The organism is Rhodococcus wratislaviensis (assembly GCF_041228765.1).
Taxonomy (GTDB): domain Bacteria; phylum Actinomycetota; class Actinomycetes; order Mycobacteriales; family Mycobacteriaceae; genus Rhodococcus_F; species Rhodococcus_F wratislaviensis.
The window spans coordinates 7,856,094-7,874,342 of record NZ_CP150488.1 but is presented as its reverse complement, the minus strand read 5'-3'; the positions used below and the strand labels follow the sequence as shown (position 1 = coordinate 7,874,342).

13 protein-coding genes are annotated in these 18,249 nt (G+C 68.0%); 5 read left to right on the top strand and 8 right to left on the bottom strand.

The genetic code is table 11. From position 1 onward, the window contains the following. The first annotated feature begins 78 nt into the window (after positions 1-78). Positions 79-1,695: an FAD-dependent monooxygenase gene (locus WKC72_RS35970; RefSeq protein WP_112301189.1), complete on the top strand. Its 1,617-nt coding sequence runs from the start codon at positions 79-81 to the stop codon at positions 1,693-1,695. Here the strand turns inward: WKC72_RS35970 and WKC72_RS35965 are convergent. Next, a complete protein-coding gene (locus tag WKC72_RS35965) occupies positions 1,664-3,688 on the bottom strand; it encodes an APC family permease (protein WP_037230446.1) in 2,025 nt (674 codons plus the stop codon). The genes WKC72_RS35970 and WKC72_RS35965 overlap by 32 nt on opposite strands. A gap of 103 nt (positions 3,689-3,791) precedes the next feature. On the opposite strand from WKC72_RS35965, the gene WKC72_RS35960 reads away from it, so the two are divergent. After that, a complete protein-coding gene (locus WKC72_RS35960; RefSeq protein WP_370181155.1) occupies positions 3,792-4,679 on the top strand; it encodes an arginase family protein in 888 nt (295 codons plus the stop codon). A gap of 151 nt (positions 4,680-4,830) precedes the next feature. Beyond that, positions 4,831-7,254 carry an ATP-dependent Clp protease ATP-binding subunit gene (locus WKC72_RS35955; RefSeq protein ID WP_370181154.1) on the top strand — a complete coding sequence of 808 codons (2,424 nt, stop codon included), beginning with the start codon at positions 4,831-4,833 and terminating at the stop codon, positions 7,252-7,254. 262 nt (positions 7,255-7,516) lie between these two features. Here WKC72_RS35955 and WKC72_RS35950 read toward each other — a convergent pair whose 3' ends face one another. After that, on the bottom strand, positions 7,517-7,984 hold the full coding sequence (locus WKC72_RS35950) for a DIP1984 family protein (RefSeq protein WP_112301185.1): 468 nt from the start codon (positions 7,982-7,984) through the stop codon (positions 7,517-7,519). 323 nt (positions 7,985-8,307) lie between these two features. Here WKC72_RS35950 and WKC72_RS35945 point away from each other — a divergent pair, with 323 nt between their 5' ends. Continuing rightward, positions 8,308-9,093 (top strand): IclR family transcriptional regulator, encoded by a 786-nt coding sequence (locus WKC72_RS35945; RefSeq protein WP_037230440.1) that lies wholly within the window; start codon positions 8,308-8,310, stop codon positions 9,091-9,093. Here WKC72_RS35945 and WKC72_RS35940 read toward each other — a convergent pair. Genes WKC72_RS35940 through WKC72_RS35920 form a run of 5 tightly spaced genes read right to left on the bottom strand, consistent with a single transcriptional unit; the run spans position 9,059 to position 14,684 of the window. Continuing rightward, positions 9,059-10,051: a glycerate kinase gene (locus WKC72_RS35940; RefSeq protein ID WP_370181153.1), complete on the bottom strand. Its 993-nt coding sequence runs from the start codon at positions 10,049-10,051 to the stop codon at positions 9,059-9,061. The genes WKC72_RS35945 and WKC72_RS35940 overlap by 35 nt on opposite strands. Continuing rightward, positions 10,048-11,043: a 2-hydroxyacid dehydrogenase gene (locus WKC72_RS35935; protein WP_370181152.1), complete on the bottom strand. Its 996-nt coding sequence runs from the start codon at positions 11,041-11,043 to the stop codon at positions 10,048-10,050. Before WKC72_RS35935 ends, WKC72_RS35940 begins: the two co-directional genes overlap by 4 nt. Beyond that, on the bottom strand, positions 11,040-11,978 hold the full coding sequence (locus WKC72_RS35930) for a hydroxymethylglutaryl-CoA lyase (RefSeq protein ID WP_112301182.1): 939 nt from the start codon (positions 11,976-11,978) through the stop codon (positions 11,040-11,042). The genes WKC72_RS35935 and WKC72_RS35930 overlap by 4 nt, the downstream gene beginning before the upstream one ends. Continuing rightward, positions 11,975-13,228: a CaiB/BaiF CoA transferase family protein gene (locus WKC72_RS35925; protein WP_370181151.1), complete on the bottom strand. Its 1,254-nt coding sequence runs from the start codon at positions 13,226-13,228 to the stop codon at positions 11,975-11,977. Before WKC72_RS35925 ends, WKC72_RS35930 begins: the two co-directional genes overlap by 4 nt. A gap of 25 nt (positions 13,229-13,253) precedes the next feature. Next, the gene (locus WKC72_RS35920) at positions 13,254-14,684 is read right to left on the bottom strand and encodes a GntP family permease (RefSeq protein ID WP_370181150.1); all 1,431 of its coding nucleotides are present in this window, start codon (positions 14,682-14,684) and stop codon (positions 13,254-13,256) included. Between the two features lie 175 nt (positions 14,685-14,859). Between WKC72_RS35920 and WKC72_RS35915 the strand changes: the two genes are divergently transcribed. Beyond that, positions 14,860-15,867 (top strand): helix-turn-helix transcriptional regulator, encoded by a 1,008-nt coding sequence (locus WKC72_RS35915; protein WP_370181149.1) that lies wholly within the window; start codon positions 14,860-14,862, stop codon positions 15,865-15,867. Between the two features lie 43 nt (positions 15,868-15,910). Here the strand turns inward: WKC72_RS35915 and metE are convergent, their stop codons facing one another. Then, positions 15,911-18,172: a 5-methyltetrahydropteroyltriglutamate--homocysteine S-methyltransferase gene (gene metE / locus WKC72_RS35910; RefSeq protein WP_370181148.1), complete on the bottom strand. Its 2,262-nt coding sequence runs from the start codon at positions 18,170-18,172 to the stop codon at positions 15,911-15,913. Positions 18,173-18,249: the final 77 nt, after the last annotated feature.

Here is an 18,249-nt window from a genome sequence, read left to right as displayed (position 1 = left end):
GGCCCGAACGCCGGTCAAGTGCATCGACGGTCCCGCATACTGGTCGGTGGTCGGTCCCTGCTGACGAGGCGGTGTCTTGTGGTGCATCCCGAGGTATTGGTGGTCGGAGCTGGTCCCGTGGGGCTGACGGCGGCGATCGAACTGCGCAGGCGAGGTGTCTCCTGCCGCATCATCGATCCCCTGCTCGAACCACCGCAGTACGCGAAGGCGGTCGGGATCCAACCCCGCACCCTCGAGGTGTTCGAGAGCATGGGTGTGCTGCGGCACATCCTGGACGCGGCGATCCAGATGCGCGGGCAGATCGTGTACGTCAACGGAGACGAGGTCGCCCGTCTGGAGTTGGCGTTGCCCGCCGACGTCCCGTTCGAATTCATCGGGCTGCCCCAGTACGAGACCGAACGCATCCTCACCGACTACCTGGCCACGTTCGGCACCACGATCGAACGAGGAACCAAACTGACAGCATTCGAACAGGACGACGACGGCGTCGTCGCGACGGTCACCGGTGCGGACGGCGACGAAACCGTCCGAACCCAGTACCTTTTCGGCTGCGACGGCGCCCACAGCGTGGTCCGCAAGGGCCTCGGTCTCACCTTCGAGGGCGGTGCGTTCCTCGAGCAGTACATGCTCGGCGACGTCGAAGTCGACTGGTCGATGCCCCGCGGCTACGGAATCCGGTCGATGCATCAGACGGACGGCGAGACCGATGATCTGCTCGTGTGCATTCCGCTGCCCGGGCGCCGCCGCTACCGGATGTCGATGCTGGTGCCCCCCGACCTCGCCGGCACCGGCACCCCGGCGGCCGACAAGATCGCGCACGGTTTCGAAGCGGGACCGAAACCGGAGCTGAGCCACATCCAGGCCGTGCTCGATCGGCTGTCGCCCGAGCCGACGCGGGCGTCGAACCTCCGCTGGTCCTCGATCTTCCGGATCAGCCACCGCATCGTCGACTCCTACGGGCGCGGGCGGGTGTTCGTCGCGGGCGACGCCGCACACATTCATCCGCCGACCGGCGCGCAGGGCATGAACACCGGCATCCAGGACGCGCACAACCTGGCGTGGAAGGTCGCGCTGGCCGTGTCCGGTGCCGCGGCCCCCGATCTGCTGGACAGTTACGACGCCGAACGGCGACCCATCGGGGAGGAGGTGGTGGGTCGCACCGTGCGCAGCGCCCGGGAGGGGATCGGGGCGGGGTCGTCGGATCCCGACTACGTGATCCGGCGCGAGGCCCAACTCCTCATCAACTATGCGGACAGTCCGATCGTCGCCCAACCGGAGTCGAACGCGGCACTCGCGCCCGGCAACCGGGCGCCGGACGCCCGCGGGCTGACCCGTGCCGCAGTCGCGTCTCCCATCAGGCTGTTCACACTCCTCGCGGGACGGAACCACACCTTGCTGCTGTACGCCGACGAATCGGTCGACGCGCGCGGGCTGGAACTGCTCGAGGCCGCGGCGACGTCGGTGCACGCGGCGACCCGGGGACTCGTCGACACGTATCTCGTCGCGTCGCCTTCCGCCGAGGTCGGGGAAACAGTGCTTCCCCTCGTCCGGGACCGTGACGGCGAGTTCGCGCACGCGTACGGCGCGGAGGGGTCCGCCGCGTTCGTCGTCCGCCCGGACGGCTACCTCGGGTTCCGGCAGAGTCCGGTCGCGGTCGACGGTCTCACGGAGTACCTGAAGTCGACTTTCCGCTGAGCTCGGGAGTGGTGGGCAGGCCGCGCCGGATGTCACCCGGCGCGGGCTTGCCGAGCGGCGCCCCGACCCGGGTGGCCGAATCCAGCAGCCACGGCACGCTCGTGACCATCACCCCGGACGTGAACAGCAACCTGCCTTTGAGGCGCAGCGCATTCTGGTTGTGCAGCAGGTGTTCCCACCAGCGACCGACCACGTACTCGGGGATGAAGATGGTGACGACGCCGTCCGGGATCCGCTTCCGGACGGATTTCACATACCCCACGATGGGCCGGGTGACTTCACGGTAGGGCGATTCGAGGACCTTCAGCGGCACCGGGACCTCGTACTTCTCCCACTCCCGCTGCAGTTTTCCGGTGTTGTCGCCCAGCACGGTGACGGCCTCCAGCGTCGTCGGATGGGTGGCGCGGGCGTAGGCCAGGGCCCGGGCGGTGGGTTTGTTGAGCACGGACACCAGCACGATGGTGTGCACTTGGGAGGGGAGGGTGAAGCTGTCCTCGTCGACGACGAGAACAGCCGCGATCCGGTCGTAGTGCCGCCGCACCCCGCGCATCAGGAAGAACAGGATCGGCATGGCGATGACCACGAGGTAGGCGCCCTGGGTGAACTTCGTGATCGTGACGATGATCAGGACGGTGCCGGTGAGGACGGCTCCGGTGCCGTTGAGGGCCCGCCGGCCGTGGATGAGACGACGTTCGCGGGAGTCGGATTCGGTTGCCAGCACCCGGTTCCAGTGCCGGACCATGCCCGCCTGGCTGAGGGTGAAGGAGGTGAACACGCCGAGGATGTACAGCTGGATGAGGTGGGTGACGGACGCCTCGAACAGGACGATCAATCCGCCGGCCGTCACGGCGAGGAGCACGATGCCGTTGCTGAACGCCAGCCGGTCGCCGCGGGTGTTGAGCTGGACGGGGAGGTAGCGGTCGCGACCGAGCACCGAGGCGAGCAGCGGGAAACCGTTGTAGGCGGTGTTCGCGGCGAGCACGAGGATCAGCACGGTCGCGGCCTGGACGTAGAAGAAACCGAAGTTGGTGGTGCCGCCGAACACGGCCGCCGCGATCTGGGCGATGACGGTGCGCTGTGGATCGGTCTCGCAGTTTCCGGCGAACCCGATCAGATCGCACGGGTTCACCGCGACGTGCACCTTGGTGACGATGGCCAGTGCGGTGATTCCCGCGAACATCACGATGGCCGTCGCCGCCATCGCCATGAGCGTCTTCGCGGCGTTGGCGCTCTTGGGTTTACGGAATGCGGGCACTCCGTTGGAGATCGCCTCGACACCCGTCAGTGCAGTACATCCCGACGAGAACGCGCGCAACGCGAAGAACACGAGGGCCAGACCGGTCAGCCCGGACAGCTCCGGTTCGATGGTGTACCCGGCACTTTCGGCGACGGGCGTCGAGCCGGCCGCGACGCGGACGAACCCCGTCACGATCAGGATCATCACACCGGCGATGAACCCGTATGTCGGGAAGGCGAAGGTGGTCCCCGATTCCCGGATCCCGCGCAGGTTCATCACGGTCAGCAGCACGACGAATGCCACGGCCAGCGCCACCCGGTGCGTGTTCAGCGCGGGAACGGCGGAGATGAGATTGTCGACGCCGGCCGACACCGACACCGCCACCGTCATGACGTAGTCGATGAGCAGCGCCGACGCCACCGTCAGACCCGCGGACGGACCGAGGTTCTTGGTCGCCACCTCGTACGAGCCGCCCCCGCTGGGGTAGGCGTACACCACCTGGCGGTACGACAGGGCGACCACGGCGAGAAGCACGACGACCCCGACCGCCAGATACGGCGTCAGATAGAAATACGCGAGACCGCCGAGGGACAGGATCAGCAGGATCTCCTGCGTCGCGTACGCCACGGACGACAGAGGGTCGGAGGCGAAGATCGGCAGCGCCAGACGCTTGGTCAGCAGCTGCTCCCCGAGGTCGTCACTGCGCAGCGGGCGTCCCAGAGCCAGCCGCCGGACCGCTCGAACGAGAGCCACCACCAGTTCAGCGTAGAACTAGGCGCTTCGCGCCCGTGCACCTTTCCGGTTGTTCCCGCTACCGAAAAGGCACACGGGTGCGGAGGGCCTGGTGGATCATGGCCGAATGGACGCTGCCGGCTGGCTCCTGCTGGGCGCACCGTGGGAGTGCTCCGGCTCGGCTCGTGGCGAACAAGCGGCGCCGCACGCGTTTCGGGAGGCCGGCCTGTCTTCGATGGTCGGCCGGGATGTCGGCGACGCCGCGACCGTGATCGATCGCACCGACCGGGACGAACCGACGGGGGTGATCGCACTGTCCGAGACGGTGCGGGCCGCGCACGCGTTGGCGGACGATCTTGCGGTCGCAATGACGGACCTGCCGCGGCGGCGACCGCTGGTGGTCGGCGGCGATTGCAGCATCCTGCTCGGGATCTTTCCCGCGCTGCGCAGGCACCTGGGTTCGGCGGGACTGTGGTTCGTCGACGGGCATCCGGATTATCTCGACGGACTCTCCTCGGACACGGGCGAGACGGCGGACATGGAGCTCGCGATACTCACCGGAGTCGGCACCGAGGCGTTGACCACGCTGGCCGGGACACCCCCGATGGTCAGCGCCGGTGACACCGTCCTGATCGGTCATCGCACCGAGGGCCTGGACGCGGCGTCCGCCGCCGAACTGGTCCGGTTGCCATCCGACCTGCGCCGCATCGACGCGCCGACCGTCGTGCGTGACCCCATCGTTGCAGGTCGGCAGGCTGCCGCATGGCTGGCCGGCACAGGCACCGGGGTCTGGCTGCACCTCGACCTGGATGTGCTCGACCCCGAGTCGCTCACTGCGGTGACGTACCCCCAGCCGGGAGGCCTCGACTGGGATCAACTCGCCGACGTCGTCGCGCCTCTTGCGCGGTCACCTCGACTCGTGGGCGTCAGCGTCGCCGACTTCCGCCCCGATCTCGATCCCACCGGCGACCAGGCGACCCGGGTGCTCGACTTTCTCGGACGCGCCCTGCCGTGAGCGGGAAGATCCGGGTTCCTGTCGTCGTTGGACTGGGTCGGAACCACCACGGATCTTCGTGATCGAGCTCACATCCGTCCCCGTCGGGAATTGATCGCAGGCATGGCACGTTAGTTGAGTGAGTAACGCTCAACTTATAGGAGGCTGAGGAATGCCAGCATTCTTCGGGCCGGAGGGCCCAGGTCGCATCGACATCAGTCGGCTCATGAGTCGCTCCACCCAGGAGCTCATGGCTGCTGCTGCCCGCTTCGCCGCAGGTCGTGGCGATGCGGAACTCGATGCACTCCACGTTCTGCGCGTCATGACAGAACACGATCCCGTCGCGTCTCTGATGCGCCGCGCAGGCGCCGACACGTCGGCCGTCGCCGATGCCGTCGAACTGCGTCTGCCCCAGAGCCGCGACACGTCAGGCTTTGCAACACCCGCACTGAGCGGCGCCCTGAAGACGGCGCTGCTCGAGGCGCACCAACTCGCGCGCGCCCTCGGTTCCACCTACATCGATCCCGAGCACCTCTTCCTGGCGCTCGCCGCGGATCAGGACCACGCCGCCGGACGCCTGCTCGCATCCGAGGGCATCACCCCCGAGCGCCTGCAGACCGCGGTGCAGGGTGGATCGGTGGAGGAGTCGTCGAACTCCGAGACTCCCACGCTCGACCAGTACGGCTTCGACCTCACCGAACGCGCACGCGGCGGCGGAGTCGACCCGGTGATCGGGCGCGCTGACGAGATCGAGCAGACCATCGAGATCCTGTCGCGGCGCACCAAGAACAACCCCGTACTGGTCGGTGAGGCCGGCGTCGGCAAGACGGCGGTCGTCGAGGGCCTGGCCCAGCGCATCGTCGACGGCGAGGTGCCCGACCGACTGACGGGAAAGCGCATCGTCCAGCTCGACCTGTCCAGCATGGTGTCGGGCACCCGGTACCGCGGCGACTTCGAGGAACGCCTGAACAAGGTGATCGACGAGATCTCGGCCCACTCGGACGAGCTGATCGTCTTCATCGACGAGGTCCACTCCATCGCCGGTGCCGGTGGCGGCGCCGACGGCGCGATGGATGCGGGCAACATCCTCAAGCCGAAGCTCGCCCGCGGTGAGCTGCACATCGTCGGTGCGACGACGCTCGACGAATACCGCAAGCACATCGAGAAGGACCCTGCGCTCGAACGTCGTTTCCAGCCGGTGACGGTGGCGGAGCCGAGTGTCCCGGATGCGGTGGCGATCCTGTCCGGTCTGCGTGACCGGTACGAGGAGCACCACGGCGTCCGCTACACGGACGAGGCGATCACGGCGGCCGTCGAGCTGTCGGCCCGCTACATCGGTGACCGCTTCCTGCCGGACAAGGCGATCGACCTGATCGACCAGGCCGGAGCCCGGTTGCGGCTACGGATGCCGAGCGTCGATGTCGAGGCTCTGCGGGCGAAGCTCGCTGAACTCGAACAGGCCAAGGAGCAGGCCGTCGCCGACGAACAGTACGAGAAGGCTTCGCGACTGCGGGACGAGGCCATGGAGGTCCAGGCCCGGATCGACGGGAAGGCGGTCGGTGCGTCCGACGTCGCGCCCGAGGTGACTGCCGAGCAGATCGCCGAGGTCGTGTCGCGGGCCACCGGAATCCCGGCCAGCCAGATGACCGAGGAGGAGAAGGAACGCCTCCGCCGGCTCGAGGACGAACTGCATCGTCGTGTCGTCGGCCAGGACGACGCCGTACGGGCCATCGCCCGGGCGGTGCGCCGTAGCCGCACCGGCATGAACGATCCGGATCGACCCGTGGGCAGCTTCCTGTTCCTCGGACCGACCGGTGTCGGCAAGACGGAGCTCGCGAAGGCGCTGGCCGCCACGCTGTTCGGTGACGAGAACAAGATGCTGCGACTCGACATGAGCGAGTTCGGTGAACGTCACACGGTCAGCCGGCTCGTCGGTGCTCCTCCCGGCTACGTCGGATACGGGGAGGCGGGACAGCTCACCGAGCAGGTCCGCCGGAACCCGTATTCGGTGATCCTGCTCGACGAGATCGAGAAGGCGCACCCGGACGTATTCAACACGCTGCTGCAGGTGCTCGACGACGGTCGGCTCACGGACGGTCAGGGCAGGACGGTGGATTTCAAGAACACCGTTCTGATCATGACCAGCAACCTGGGATCCGACATCATCTCCAGCAAGTCCGGTGCGCTGGGCTTCAGCACCGGTGACGCGGAGGCGTCGGAGAAGCCGCTGCGGGATCGGGTGATGGGCCGGTTGCGTGAGTCGATGCGTCCGGAGTTCCTGAACCGGATCGACGAGATCGTGATCTTCCGCACGCTCGACACCGCTCAGCTGCACCGGATCACCGACCTGCTGCTGGATGACAGCCGGAAGCGGCTGCAGTCCAAGGGCATCGAGATCTCGTTCAGCGAGGCCGCGGTGGACTGGATTGCCGAGCACGGACACCAGCCCGAGTTCGGGGCGCGTCCGTTGCGCCGGTCGATCCAGCGGGCCGTCGACGATCGGATCGCCGATCTGCTGCTCGACGATGTCCTCGTCGAGGGTGGCAGCATCGCGGTCGGAGTGTCCGACGACGAGTTGGACCTCGTGGTCGGCTGATCCCGACGTGAGTGGCAGAGTGTGCTTCGGCACGCTCTGCCACTCACGTGTGTGGGTAGCCCCTTGCCCGCCCTCGCCGTCTCGGATCAGCACCCGGTGATGAGTTGTGCGTCGTGCACTGTCACCTGTGCGGTGTGCAGGGCTGCAGTGTGATCCGGGTGGGCCCGGGGTGCGCTGCCCTCCGCGCAGGAGAAGTGGCCGGATTGCCGCCGACCGCGGTGCGTGCTCGCCTCCGAGACGGTTACCTACTACCCAGCCTGCTTCAGTCGAGCAACTCGACTTCCCAATTCTCCTTCTGCACTTGCAGATCGATTTCCCGAATCTGCCGGGCGAGATCGTCTGCCGTCCGCCGGAGATCCCGGACGGGCAATGCCGCGACGAAGACGAGTTCGGAGCGGAGTTGCCTGCCGTATCGGTCCTGCTCGCGTCCGGAGGCGGCATCCGCGGCGGCGGACACCACCCGGTGCCGGATTCGCAGCATGTCGCGGCGGGCCAGTGCGTCCGTGATGGTCGCGTCGCCCAGTGGCGCAGCGGTATTCGTCCGATTGATTCTTCGGACGAGGACCTCCAGGCGGTCCAGGACCTCCTCGAGTTCGACGAGTAGCGCCGCGGCGTCCTCGGCAGGCGACTCGCCCTCTTGATGTCGTGCATTCGTGAGGATGCGCGACTTCAGGTGCTCCACCCGGCGCGTCAGATCGCCGCGTTCAGCCAGTGCCTCAGCCAACTTCATGTGTACCTCCTTTCTCGAAGTCGTTGTAGGGCAGCACAAATAGGGGATCGAACTGCGTTCGGTGGGGAGTGGACGGGTCGCGGCATCGTGAAGGGAGCGAGCGAAGCGCGTCGAACGCGCGGGTGAAGTCCCCGAACCGTTGTGTCGGAGAGGTGTCTCGGTGGGCGCTCATGCGCCTTTCGTCGAGTCGAATTCGAGCATCTTCAATAACTACCACATCCCCGCGCGTGTGGCGACACCCAATTCGCCCCAGGTGAGTGCCAAAGTGTGTTCCGCCGTCCGTTGGCACTCACGTGCTGGTGAGGGCGACTATCGTCGAGGGTATGCGAGCGGAAGACGGCGAATTGACCTCCAAGCACCAACCGTTGCTGGTGCTGAGCAAGATCAGGGAGATCCTCGATGCCTTCAGCCTGACGCGTCCGTCGATGACGCTGGGTGAGCTCCACCAGGCGACGGGTCTGCCGACGTCGACGGTCCAACGGCTGGTCAGCAACCTGGTGGCCCAGGAATTCCTCGACCGCACGGGCGACCAGATCCGGATCGGCGTGAAGATGGCGTTCTGGGCCGCGACAGCCACCAAGGGACTCGACGTCCTGGCTGTCGTCACGCCGGTACTGAAGGAGATCCGCGACGCCACCGGCGAGACCGCCAGCTTCTTCCGGGTCGAGCAGGGCTACCGCGTGTGCGTGGCCATCGCGGAGACCGAGCACGCGCTGCGCCGCAACATGTACGTCGGGAAGATCGTCCCCCTGCCCGCGGGATCGGCGGGCCGGGTGCTGCTCGCCTGGAACCCGGACCTCACCGAACAGGTCCTCGCCGGCCCCATTGAGCCGATGACCGAGGGCACCGTCACCGACACGGCGGTGCTGCGCGAACTGATCCACCAGGCCAAGGCGGACGGGTACGCCATCACCGCGGGGGAGCGGGAGGACAGTGCCTCGGGTTTGGCTGCGCCCGTGTTCGATTCGTCCGCCGACGTGATCGGTGCGCTGGCGATCAGCGGGCCGACACTGCGCATGCCGCTCGAACAGTGCGAGAAGTGGGTGGATCTGCTCGTCGGCAGCGCCGAGCAGGTCACCCGGACGCTGGGCGGCCGCTACCCGTCATGAGACGCGCCGCAATCGCACGTCCGGCTTCGTGCATGGCCACGGCGTCGGTAGCGACGATCACGTCGGCGAACCGGGACCGGTAGTCGCCGAGATCGTCACCGACGGAGCCGACGACGGCGTACACCGGGGACGCGCCCGCGCGGGCGAGGACCGCGGAGATGATCTTGCCCGCCTTCGTCTGTCCGTCGAGCCTGCCTTCGCCGACGACGATCGCCGACGCGCCCGCGGCCAGGGTGTCGAAGCCGATCACGTCGAGGATGTAATCGGCGCCCGAGCGTAATTCGGCGCCGTACCGTGCCCACATCCCGCCGGAGAACCCGCCTGCCGCGCCGGTCGCGTCGACACTCGACGGGTCGCGGGGCAGGGCCCGCGCCTTCGCCTCGAGTTGCCGCGTGAGGAGTTGCACGGCGCCCGCGTCGGCGCCCTTCTGCGGTCCGAACACGCTGGCGGCGTCGACATACCGGGTGGTGACGTCGGTCAGCACGGTGACGGAGGCGCCCCGGAGTCCGCCGCCCGCCTCGATGGCGGCGATGGCCCCGGTGCCGCCGTCCGTGGTGGCGGACCCGCCGGCCGCGACGACGATGCGCCGGGCACCGCGCCGGGCGGCGTCGGCGACGAGCATCCCGGTGCCGTACGTGGTGGCGGTGACCGGGTCGCGGGGACCGTCGTGCGGCGTGGTGATCCCGGAGGCGGCGGCGATCTCGATGACCGCGGTCCCGTCGTCGGACAGTCCGTACGTCGGCCGGCACGGGCTGCCCCAGGGGTTGCGGGACCGGGTGGTGACCGGGCGCAGTCCGAGGGGGACGGTGAGAACGTCGAGGGTGCCCTCGCCGCCGTCGGCGACCGGCAGCCTGATCGCGGTGCCGCCGGACGACTCGACCCCGCCGGCGACGGCGTCGGCGACCTCACCGGCGGTGTAGGTGCCCTTGAAACTGTCGGGGGCGATCAGAACCGTCATGAGTTCCAGGCTTCCGGGTTGACCGGATGCGGGGGAATCCGGTTCTGTGCCATGGCCACAGCGTTCTCGGCGCACAGTCTCGCCATCTCGGCGCGCACCGACACCGTGGCGCTGCCGAGGTGGGGGAGCAGGACCGTGTTCGACAGTTCCGCGAGTCCCGGGGCGAGCGCGGGTTCGTCCTCGTAGACGTCCAGTCCGGCCCCGGCGATCTCCCCGGACTTCAGGGCGGCGACGAGAGCGGCTTCGTCGACGACGGGACCGCGGGCCGTGTTGATCAGGATCGCGGAGGGCTTCATCGCCGCCAGCACACCCGCATCGACCAGGTGGCGGGTCTGCGCGGTGAGGGGCACGTGCAGCGACAGGTAGTCGCTGGTGGTGACGAGGGTGTCCCAATCGGTGTGGGTGACGAGTCCGGCGAACTCCCCGAGTTCCGCGTCCGGCACCGGCCGGTCGCCGGGCGGCCGCGGACAGAACAGCACTTGCATCCCGAAGGCCAGTGCCCGTTTCGCGGTCGCCCGCGCGATCCGCCCGAACCCGGCGAGACCGAGCGTTCGGCCCGAAACATCCTGACCGAGAAGCAGGTTCGGTTCCCATCCGGTGAACCGTCCGGCGCGGACGAACGTGTCGGCCTCCAAGGCGCGGCGGGCGGTGGCCATGATCAGCAGCATCGCGACGTCGGCGGTGGCGTCGGTGAGCACACCGGGTGTGTTGCCGACGAGTATCGAGTTCGCGGTGGCCGCCCCGATGTCGACGTTGTTGAACCCGACCGCGTAGTTGGAGATCCCGCGGATCTTCGCGGCGGCCAGGAGGTCGGCGTCGAACGTGTCGCGTAGCTGTGACACCACCACGTCGTAGTCGCCGGACACGCAGACCTCCCGCAGCCGGGCGGCGTCCGGAAGCTCGTCGGGGACCTCGACGCTTCCCGCGGCGCGCAGCAGCGTGAGAGCGGGTTCGGGGATCGGGGTGGTGACGTAGAACCGGGCCGCGCTCATCGGCCGCCGCCGATGACCCACTCGAACGCGGTGGCATTGGAGCGCGCACCCTGGGCGGCCTTGGACCGGTTGGCTTCACCGAGTTCGGCGAGAGTCTTCTCGGACAGTTCCACGAGGGATCCGAACGTGGTGGGGTTCAGCCAGTCCGGGCGGGTGGCGAACAGCAGGTCCTCGCTGGCGGTGTTGCCGCTGGCGCCGGGTGCGAACGGGCAGCCGCCGAGTCCGCCGAGGGCGCCGTCGACGGTCATCGCGCCTGCCGCGACCGCGGCGAGACTGTTCGCGACCCCCAGACCCCAGGTGTCGTGACCGTGGAAGACGATGCCCCGCTGCGGGGTTTCGAGCCGGACCCGGGAGACGAGCGAGTACACCTCGGCAGGGACGGCCTGGCCGAGGGTGTCGCAGACGACGACGTCGACGGCGCCGTGGGCGCGCGGATCGTTGGCGATGTCGATGACCCGCTGCTCCGGCACCCGGCCCTCGAACGGGCAGGTGAACGACGTCGCGATGCACAGCTGGATGCTGCCGCCGACTTCCTGTGCGAGTTCGATCGCGGCGGGCATCGCGGCGAGGCTGTCCTCGGTGGAACGTCCGATGTTCGCCTGGTTGTGGGAATCGGAGGCGGAGAAGCAGTACTGGAAATGGCGTGCGCCGGCGGCGGCGGCCTTCTCCACGTGCCGGGGCGTCGCCACCCACACCCAGCAGTGGTCCAGTTCCTCCGGGGTCAGTTCCGAGATCACCTCGACGGTGTTCGCCATCGGCGGGACGAGGTCGGGGCGGGCCATCGACCCGATCTCGAGCGCGGGCACGCCGAGTTCGAGAAGTCGCCGGGCGATCTCGAGCTTCCGGGCGGTGGGCAGCATCTTGCCCGTCAACTGTAATCCGTCACGCAGGGTGACGTCGCGGAGCAGGGTGCGTGATTCGAAGGACTGCGTCATGAGAGGCCACCTACTGTGTCGTTGACGATGGAGTCGATCTGTTCCGGGGTCTTACCGAGCAGCGTTTCGAGAACCTCCCGGGTGTGCTCGCCGAGGTCCGGACCGACGCTGCGGATGGGCAGCGACTTCCCGCCGATCACCGGGACGATGCCGGGGAACCCGACCTGCTTCGGCTCGGCCTCACCGGTGTCGACGGTGAACTGCTGAATCATGTTGCGGGCCGCGTACTGCTCGTCGCTGCAGATGTCGGCGGCGGTGTTGATCGGACCCGACGGCACCCCGGCGGTGTCGAGGATCTTCAGCGCCTCGTCGCGCGAGTACTGGATCGTCCACTCACCGATCGCCGCGTCGAGTACGTCGCGGCGCGCCCACCGTCCGGCGTTGGTGGACAGGTCCGGGTCGGCGCCGAGGTCGGGGCGGCCGATGATGTCCATGTAGCGCTGGAAGATGGCGTCACCGTTGCCGGCGATGATGATGCTGTTGCCGTCGCTGCAGATGTACGCGTTCGACGGGGCGATGCCCTCCATCCGGCCGCCAACGCGTTCGCGTTTGATGCCGTACGCGAGGTAGTCGGGGATCAGCGACTCCATCATCGACAGGATCGATTCGTTGAGCGCGACGTCGATGATCCGGTGCGGCAGGGACGGACCCTGCGTTCCGGCGACCTTCGCGGCCTCGCGCTGGAACAGGGCCATCACCGCACCGAAGGCCGCGTAGAGGCCGGCGATCGAGTCGCCGATCGACACCCCCACCCGCACCGGTGGCCGGTCCGGGTCGCCGACAAGTTCACGGAATCCGCCCGCGGCCTCCGCGACCGCGGCGAATCCCGGCCGCTGCGACATCGGCCCGGTCTGCCCGAACGCCGAGATGCGGGTGATCACCAGGTCCGGATTGGCCGCGTTCAACGCGTCCGGTCCGATACCCCACTTCTCCAAGGTTCCCGGCCGGAAGTTCTCCAGCAGGATGTCGCACTTGGCGGCGAGGTCGAGGACGAGCTGCCGGCCTTCCTCGGTGCGCAGGTCCAGCACGATCGACTTCTTGTTGCGGTTGATCGTGCGGTACAGCATCGAGGTGTCGCCGGAGTAGAGCCGCCAGTTGCGCAGTTCGTCGCCGGTCTTCGGGCGCTCCACCTTGATGACCTCGGCCCCGAAGTCGGCGAGCATCCGGCCCGCGGTCGGAGCGGCGATGTAGTTACCCAGTTCGAGTACGCGCACCCCGTCGAGTGGCCGAATGGTGTTGTCGGAGAACATGGTGATCCTTAACTGGTTGTGACGCTCAGAGAACGAGGCTCATGGGCAGGACGAGCAGTATTGCGACGACCGATGCCACTGATACTCCCACCGAACACGTCTTCAGCGTGCCTCGTGTGGTCTGACCCATCAAGGACTGCAGCAGCCAGAACGTGTTGCTGGTGACATGCACCGCGAACAGGGAGCCGGCGCCGGCCGCGAGGGCGATGAGGACGGGGTCGAGGCCGAGGGTGGGCGCGATGGGTGCGAGGATGCCCGCGGCGGTGATGGCGGAGATGGTCACCGAGCCGACAGCGATGTGCAGGACAGCGGCGACCACCCAGACCATCAGCAGCGGAGCCGCGTGATTGGCGGTGAAGTACTTGCCGAGGATGTCGCCGAGGCCGACCGCGGCGATGGTCGCGGCGAGTGACCCGCCGACGCCGGTGAGGATGAGGATCTGGCCGCTCTCGCTGAAACCACTGGCGATCGCCTTCTGGATGCGGTGCTGGCCGACGCTGAACCGTCCGACGAAGCTCGTGCCGATCAGTCCGATCAGCAACGCGATGAGGGGTTCCGACACGAACGAGACGACCGGATTGCTGATCTCGGCGATGTCCAGGATCGCGCCGGTCGCGATGAGAAGGAGCGAGACGAGCAGCGGAGCGAGGAGCAGGATCAGCGGCCGGTCGTGTTCGGTCCGCTCGGTGGTGACGGTCGCGGCGCGTTGCGCCTGGGCGACGCCACCGCCGGCATCGGGCCGAGGGGTGGTCCCGCCGCTGCCGCCGTCGGTCCACTCGTCCTCTTCGTCGTCGACGACGGTCTGATGGAAGTGCTCCTCGTCCTTCTCCGGGTTCCACCAACCGCGGGTGAACAGGAACGACATGATCGCGACGGAGATCGCGACGGTCGGGATCACCAGGATCAGCCCGAAGATCAGCATCTTGCCGAGCGGCACACCGAGAAGTCCGGCGAGGGCGAGGGCGCCGACACCGGGAACCATGAGGACGATGCCGCACTCCAGGCCGATGGCGAGGGCGGTGGCCATGCGTGCGGTTCCGACCCGGCCGACCTTCGGTGCGAGGTTGCGGGCGAGCGGCGCCGAGATGACGAGCAGGACGTCGAGGAAGATGGACTGCAGCAACGTCGCGATCGTCAGCGACATCGCATAGGGCATTCGTTTCGGTCCAAACACCCGCAGAAGTGTTCCGACCAGGCGCTGGATCGCGCCCATTTCTTTCAACATGGCGCCCATCAGGACGCCGAAGGCGATCAGGAGTCCCACTTCGGCCATGATGTCGCCGAAACCGGTGCTGATGACTTCCACCGTTTCGGCCGTGCCGAGTCCCGTCGTGAGTCCGAGGTAGGCGGATCCGACGACCAGTGACACCACTGGGTTGAACTTGAAACGCACGATCATCAGAACGACCGCCGCAACGGCGACCGTGGTGTTGATCAGGATTGCTACGTCTGACATGTGCGCGTCCTTATCGAGGAGGCGGGGCAGTGACTGGTGTCACAGGTACACCCATATTATGAGCACACACTCACGATATAAGCAATGGGCCTCCGGCCTCGTGCGCCTGTCCGGTTGTTCCGGCAACCAGAAAGGCGCACGGGGCCGAAGGCCCTGTGGGTGGGATACTCGACGCATGGTCGCGCTGGATCCGTTTGCGGTGGGACGGCCGCCGGCCGCCGAGCGCAGGACGTCGGAGGACTGGAGTGAGATCCAGCTCTGGTCCGACCGCATGTACATGCCCTACGTCGTGCGTCCGCTCGGTGTCGGACTGTCACCCCGATCGAGCATGTACTCCACGACGATCGGCGACATCACGGTCACCCGGTTCTCCTACGGAATCCCCGTCTCGGTCGGCGACTTCTCGTCCGACGCCGGAAACGCGCTCGTTCTCACGACCATTCGGGGCAACGCCCGGCACCACCTCGACCACGACGCCACCGCGGACACGCCGTCTGGTGACACGTTCGTCGCCGACTGCAGTCGCGTCGACTACCTCGTCGAGTTCTCTCCCGACCACGTCCAGCTCAATCTCACCGTTCCCCACACGTTGCTCGCCGACACGGCTGTGCGGTGGTGGGGATTCGACCCCGGAGATGTTCTCTGGCAACGCAAATGCGTCATCGGGGGCGGTGGATCCGGCTGGCAGGCGCTCCTCGGGTACGCGATGCGGACGACGGGAGAGCTACCGGGACACGCCACCGAGGGGCGCATCGGGCTCAACCTGCAGGAGTTGCTCGTCGGTCACCTGCTCACCGAATGGGCGGCTCGCGCCGGAGTGGACCCGGACAGGTCCACCGGTCCGGCGGCGCCCGGCTATGTGCGGCACGCCGTCCAGTACATCCGGGAGTACGCCCGCGAACTGCCGACCTCCTCCGACATCGCCGACGCGGTGGGTGTCAGCGTCCGCACCCTGTCCGGGTCGTTCCGGAAATACCTGGACACCACCCCGGCCGAGTACGTGCGTGAGCAGCGGCTTCAGGGCATCCGGGAGGAACTGCTCACCGCATCGCCGGGTGCGACCGTCGCCTCGATCGCCGGCGCGTGGGGGTACGTCAACCTCGGTCTCTTCGCGGCGGCCTACCGACGCCGGTTCGGTGAGAATCCGTCGCAGACCAGGGCCTTCGGCCCCGTGAGTGGTTGACGAGTCCAGGGACTCCTCAACCACTCACGGGCGGCGGAGCCGCCTACAGCTCCGCGCGGACCAGCTTCGCCGCGTCGACGAGGTTGCGCAGCGACGCCTCGACCTCGGCGGGGCCACGGGTCTTCAGCCCGCAGTCGGGGTTGACCCACAGCCGTTCCACCGACACCGCCTTCAGCGCCTCCCGCAACGACGCCGCGATCTCCTCGACACCGGGCACCCGCGGCGAGTGGATGTCGTACACGCCCGGGCCGACGCCGAGATCGAAGCCGACGGCGTTGAGGTCGTCGAGGACCTCCATGTGCGAGCGCGCAGCCTCGATGGAGGTGACGTCGGCGTCGAGCCTCGCGATGGCCTCGATGACCTCACCGAACTCCGAATAGCAGAGGTGGGTGTGGATCTGCGTCGAGTCCGAGACACCCGACGTCGCGAGACGGAACGCCCCGACCGACCAGTCGAGGTAGGCCGGCTGATCCGCGGCCCGCAGCGGCAGCAGTTCGCGCAGCGCGGGCTCGTCCACCTGGACGATCCGGATGCCCGCACCCTGCAGGTCCACCGTTTCGTCGCGGATCGCCAGCGCCACCTGATTGGCCGAGTCGGCCAGCGGCTGGTCGTCGCGCACGAACGACCACGCCAGGATCGTCACCGGACCGGTCAGCATTCCCTTCATCGGACGCTGCGTGAGCGACTGCGCGTACGTGATCCATTCGACGGTCATCGGGGTGCTGCGCCGCACGTCGCCGTACAGGATCGGCGGGCGGACGCAGCGGCTGCCGTACGACTGCACCCAGCCGTTGTCCGTCGCGAAGAACCCGTCCAACTGTTCGGCGAAGTACTGCACCATGTCGTTGCGTTCCGGTTCGCCGTGCACCAGCACGTCGAGGTCCAGCTTCTCCTGCAGCGCAACCACATCGGCGACCTCGGCGCGCATCCGGTTCAGGTACTCGGCCTCGTCGATCTCACCCTTGCGCCGCGCCGCGCGTGCGACGCGGATCTGCGTCGTCTGCGGGTAGGAGCCGATCGTGGTGGTCGGCAGCACCGGAAGCGACAGCGCCGACTGGGCTTCCCGACGTTCCGCCGCGGGACTGCGCCCCGGATCGGCCGCGGTGAGCGCGTCCAGCCGGGCACGGACCGTGGCGTCGTGCAGACGCGGGTCCGTGCTGCGAGTGGACGCTGCCGCGCGGGCGAGCGCGAACTCGTCCTCGACGGACTCGCGACCGCTGGTCAGTGCGGTGCCGAGCGTGACGACCTCGCGGACCTTCTCGGTGCCGAACGCCAGCCACGACCGCAGCGCCTTGTCGAGGCCGGTCTCCGCGTCGAGCGTGTACGGGACGTGCAGCAGCGAGCACGACGTCGACACGGCGAGCGAACCGGTACTTCCCAGCAGCGTGCCGAGCGAAGCCAGTGCCGCGTCCAGGTCGGTGCGCCAGATGTTGCGTCCGTCGACGACGCCGGCGACGACGTGCTTGCGGGTCAGATCGGGAACCGTGGCGAGAGTGTCGGATCCGGCGACCAGATCGATCGCGATCCCCTCGACACCGGTCGATGCGATCGCGGGAAGTGCGTCGCCGAGGCTGCCGAAGTAGGACGCGACGAGGATCGCCGGTCGAGACTCCAGCGCGGACAACCGGTCGTAGACCCGCTTGGCCGCCGCGATCTCCTCCGGTGTGCGGTCGGCGACGAGCGCAGGCTCGTCGATCTGCACCCACTCGGCGCCCGCGTCGGCGAGCTGACCGAGCAGGTCCGCATACAGCGGGACGAGTTCGTCGAGGCGGTCGAGGAGGGGTGCGTCCGAGCCGACGGCCTTCGACAACAGCAGGAACGTGACCGGTCCCACCACCACCGGGCGGGCCGGAATGCCCAGGGCGCGTGCCTCTTCGAGTTCGCGGAGCACCTTCGACGGGTCGAGGGCGAACGTCGTCGTCGGGGAGATCTCCGGCACCAGATAGTGGTAGTTGGTGTCGAACCACTTGGTCATCTCGAGCGGGGCGACCGTGTCGTTGCCGCGGGCGGCGGCGAAGTAGCGGTCGAGGTCGCTGCCGATGCCGGCGACCCGGTCGGGCAGGGCGCCGAGCATCGCCGCGGTGTCCAGCACATGGTCGTAGTACGAGAACGTATTGACGGGCACTGAGTCGAGCCCGGCGTCGCGCAGGCTCGTCCAGGTCCGGTGTCGCAGATCCCGGGCGAGAGCGTCGAGCCCTTCGGCGTCGAGGCGGCCGGCCCAGTACGACTCGACGGCCTTCTTCAGTTCGCGATTCAGACCGATACGAGGTGAGCCCAGCACGGTCGCGGTGAAAGTGAGTGTCACGGTATCTCCAGTTGCGTACGCGGTACGGCTACCGCCGGCAAACGGGTACACCTCTCGAGCCCAGGGACGTGCTGCAG

Bases quoted from the DNA above. Each gene is read 5' to 3' on its own strand.
- WKC72_RS35960 (WP_370181155.1), top strand. From the start codon at position 3,792: ATGGACGCTGCCGGCTGGCTCCTGCTGGGCGCACCGTGGGAGTGCTCC.
- WKC72_RS35955 (WP_370181154.1), top strand. From the start codon at position 4,831: ATGCCAGCATTCTTCGGGCCGGAGGGCCCAGGTCGCATCGACATCAGT.
- WKC72_RS35950 (WP_112301185.1), bottom strand. From the start codon at position 7,984: ATGAAGTTGGCTGAGGCACTGGCTGAACGCGGCGATCTGACGCGCCGG.
- WKC72_RS35945 (WP_037230440.1), top strand. From the start codon at position 8,308: ATGCGAGCGGAAGACGGCGAATTGACCTCCAAGCACCAACCGTTGCTG.
- WKC72_RS35940 (WP_370181153.1), bottom strand. From the start codon at position 10,051: ATGACGGTTCTGATCGCCCCCGACAGTTTCAAGGGCACCTACACCGCC.
- WKC72_RS35935 (WP_370181152.1), bottom strand. From the start codon at position 11,043: ATGAGCGCGGCCCGGTTCTACGTCACCACCCCGATCCCCGAACCCGCT.
- WKC72_RS35930 (WP_112301182.1), bottom strand. From the start codon at position 11,978: ATGACGCAGTCCTTCGAATCACGCACCCTGCTCCGCGACGTCACCCTG.
- WKC72_RS35925 (WP_370181151.1), bottom strand. From the start codon at position 13,228: ATGTTCTCCGACAACACCATTCGGCCACTCGACGGGGTGCGCGTACTC.
- WKC72_RS35920 (WP_370181150.1), bottom strand. From the start codon at position 14,684: ATGTCAGACGTAGCAATCCTGATCAACACCACGGTCGCCGTTGCGGCG.
- WKC72_RS35915 (WP_370181149.1), top strand. From the start codon at position 14,860: ATGGTCGCGCTGGATCCGTTTGCGGTGGGACGGCCGCCGGCCGCCGAG.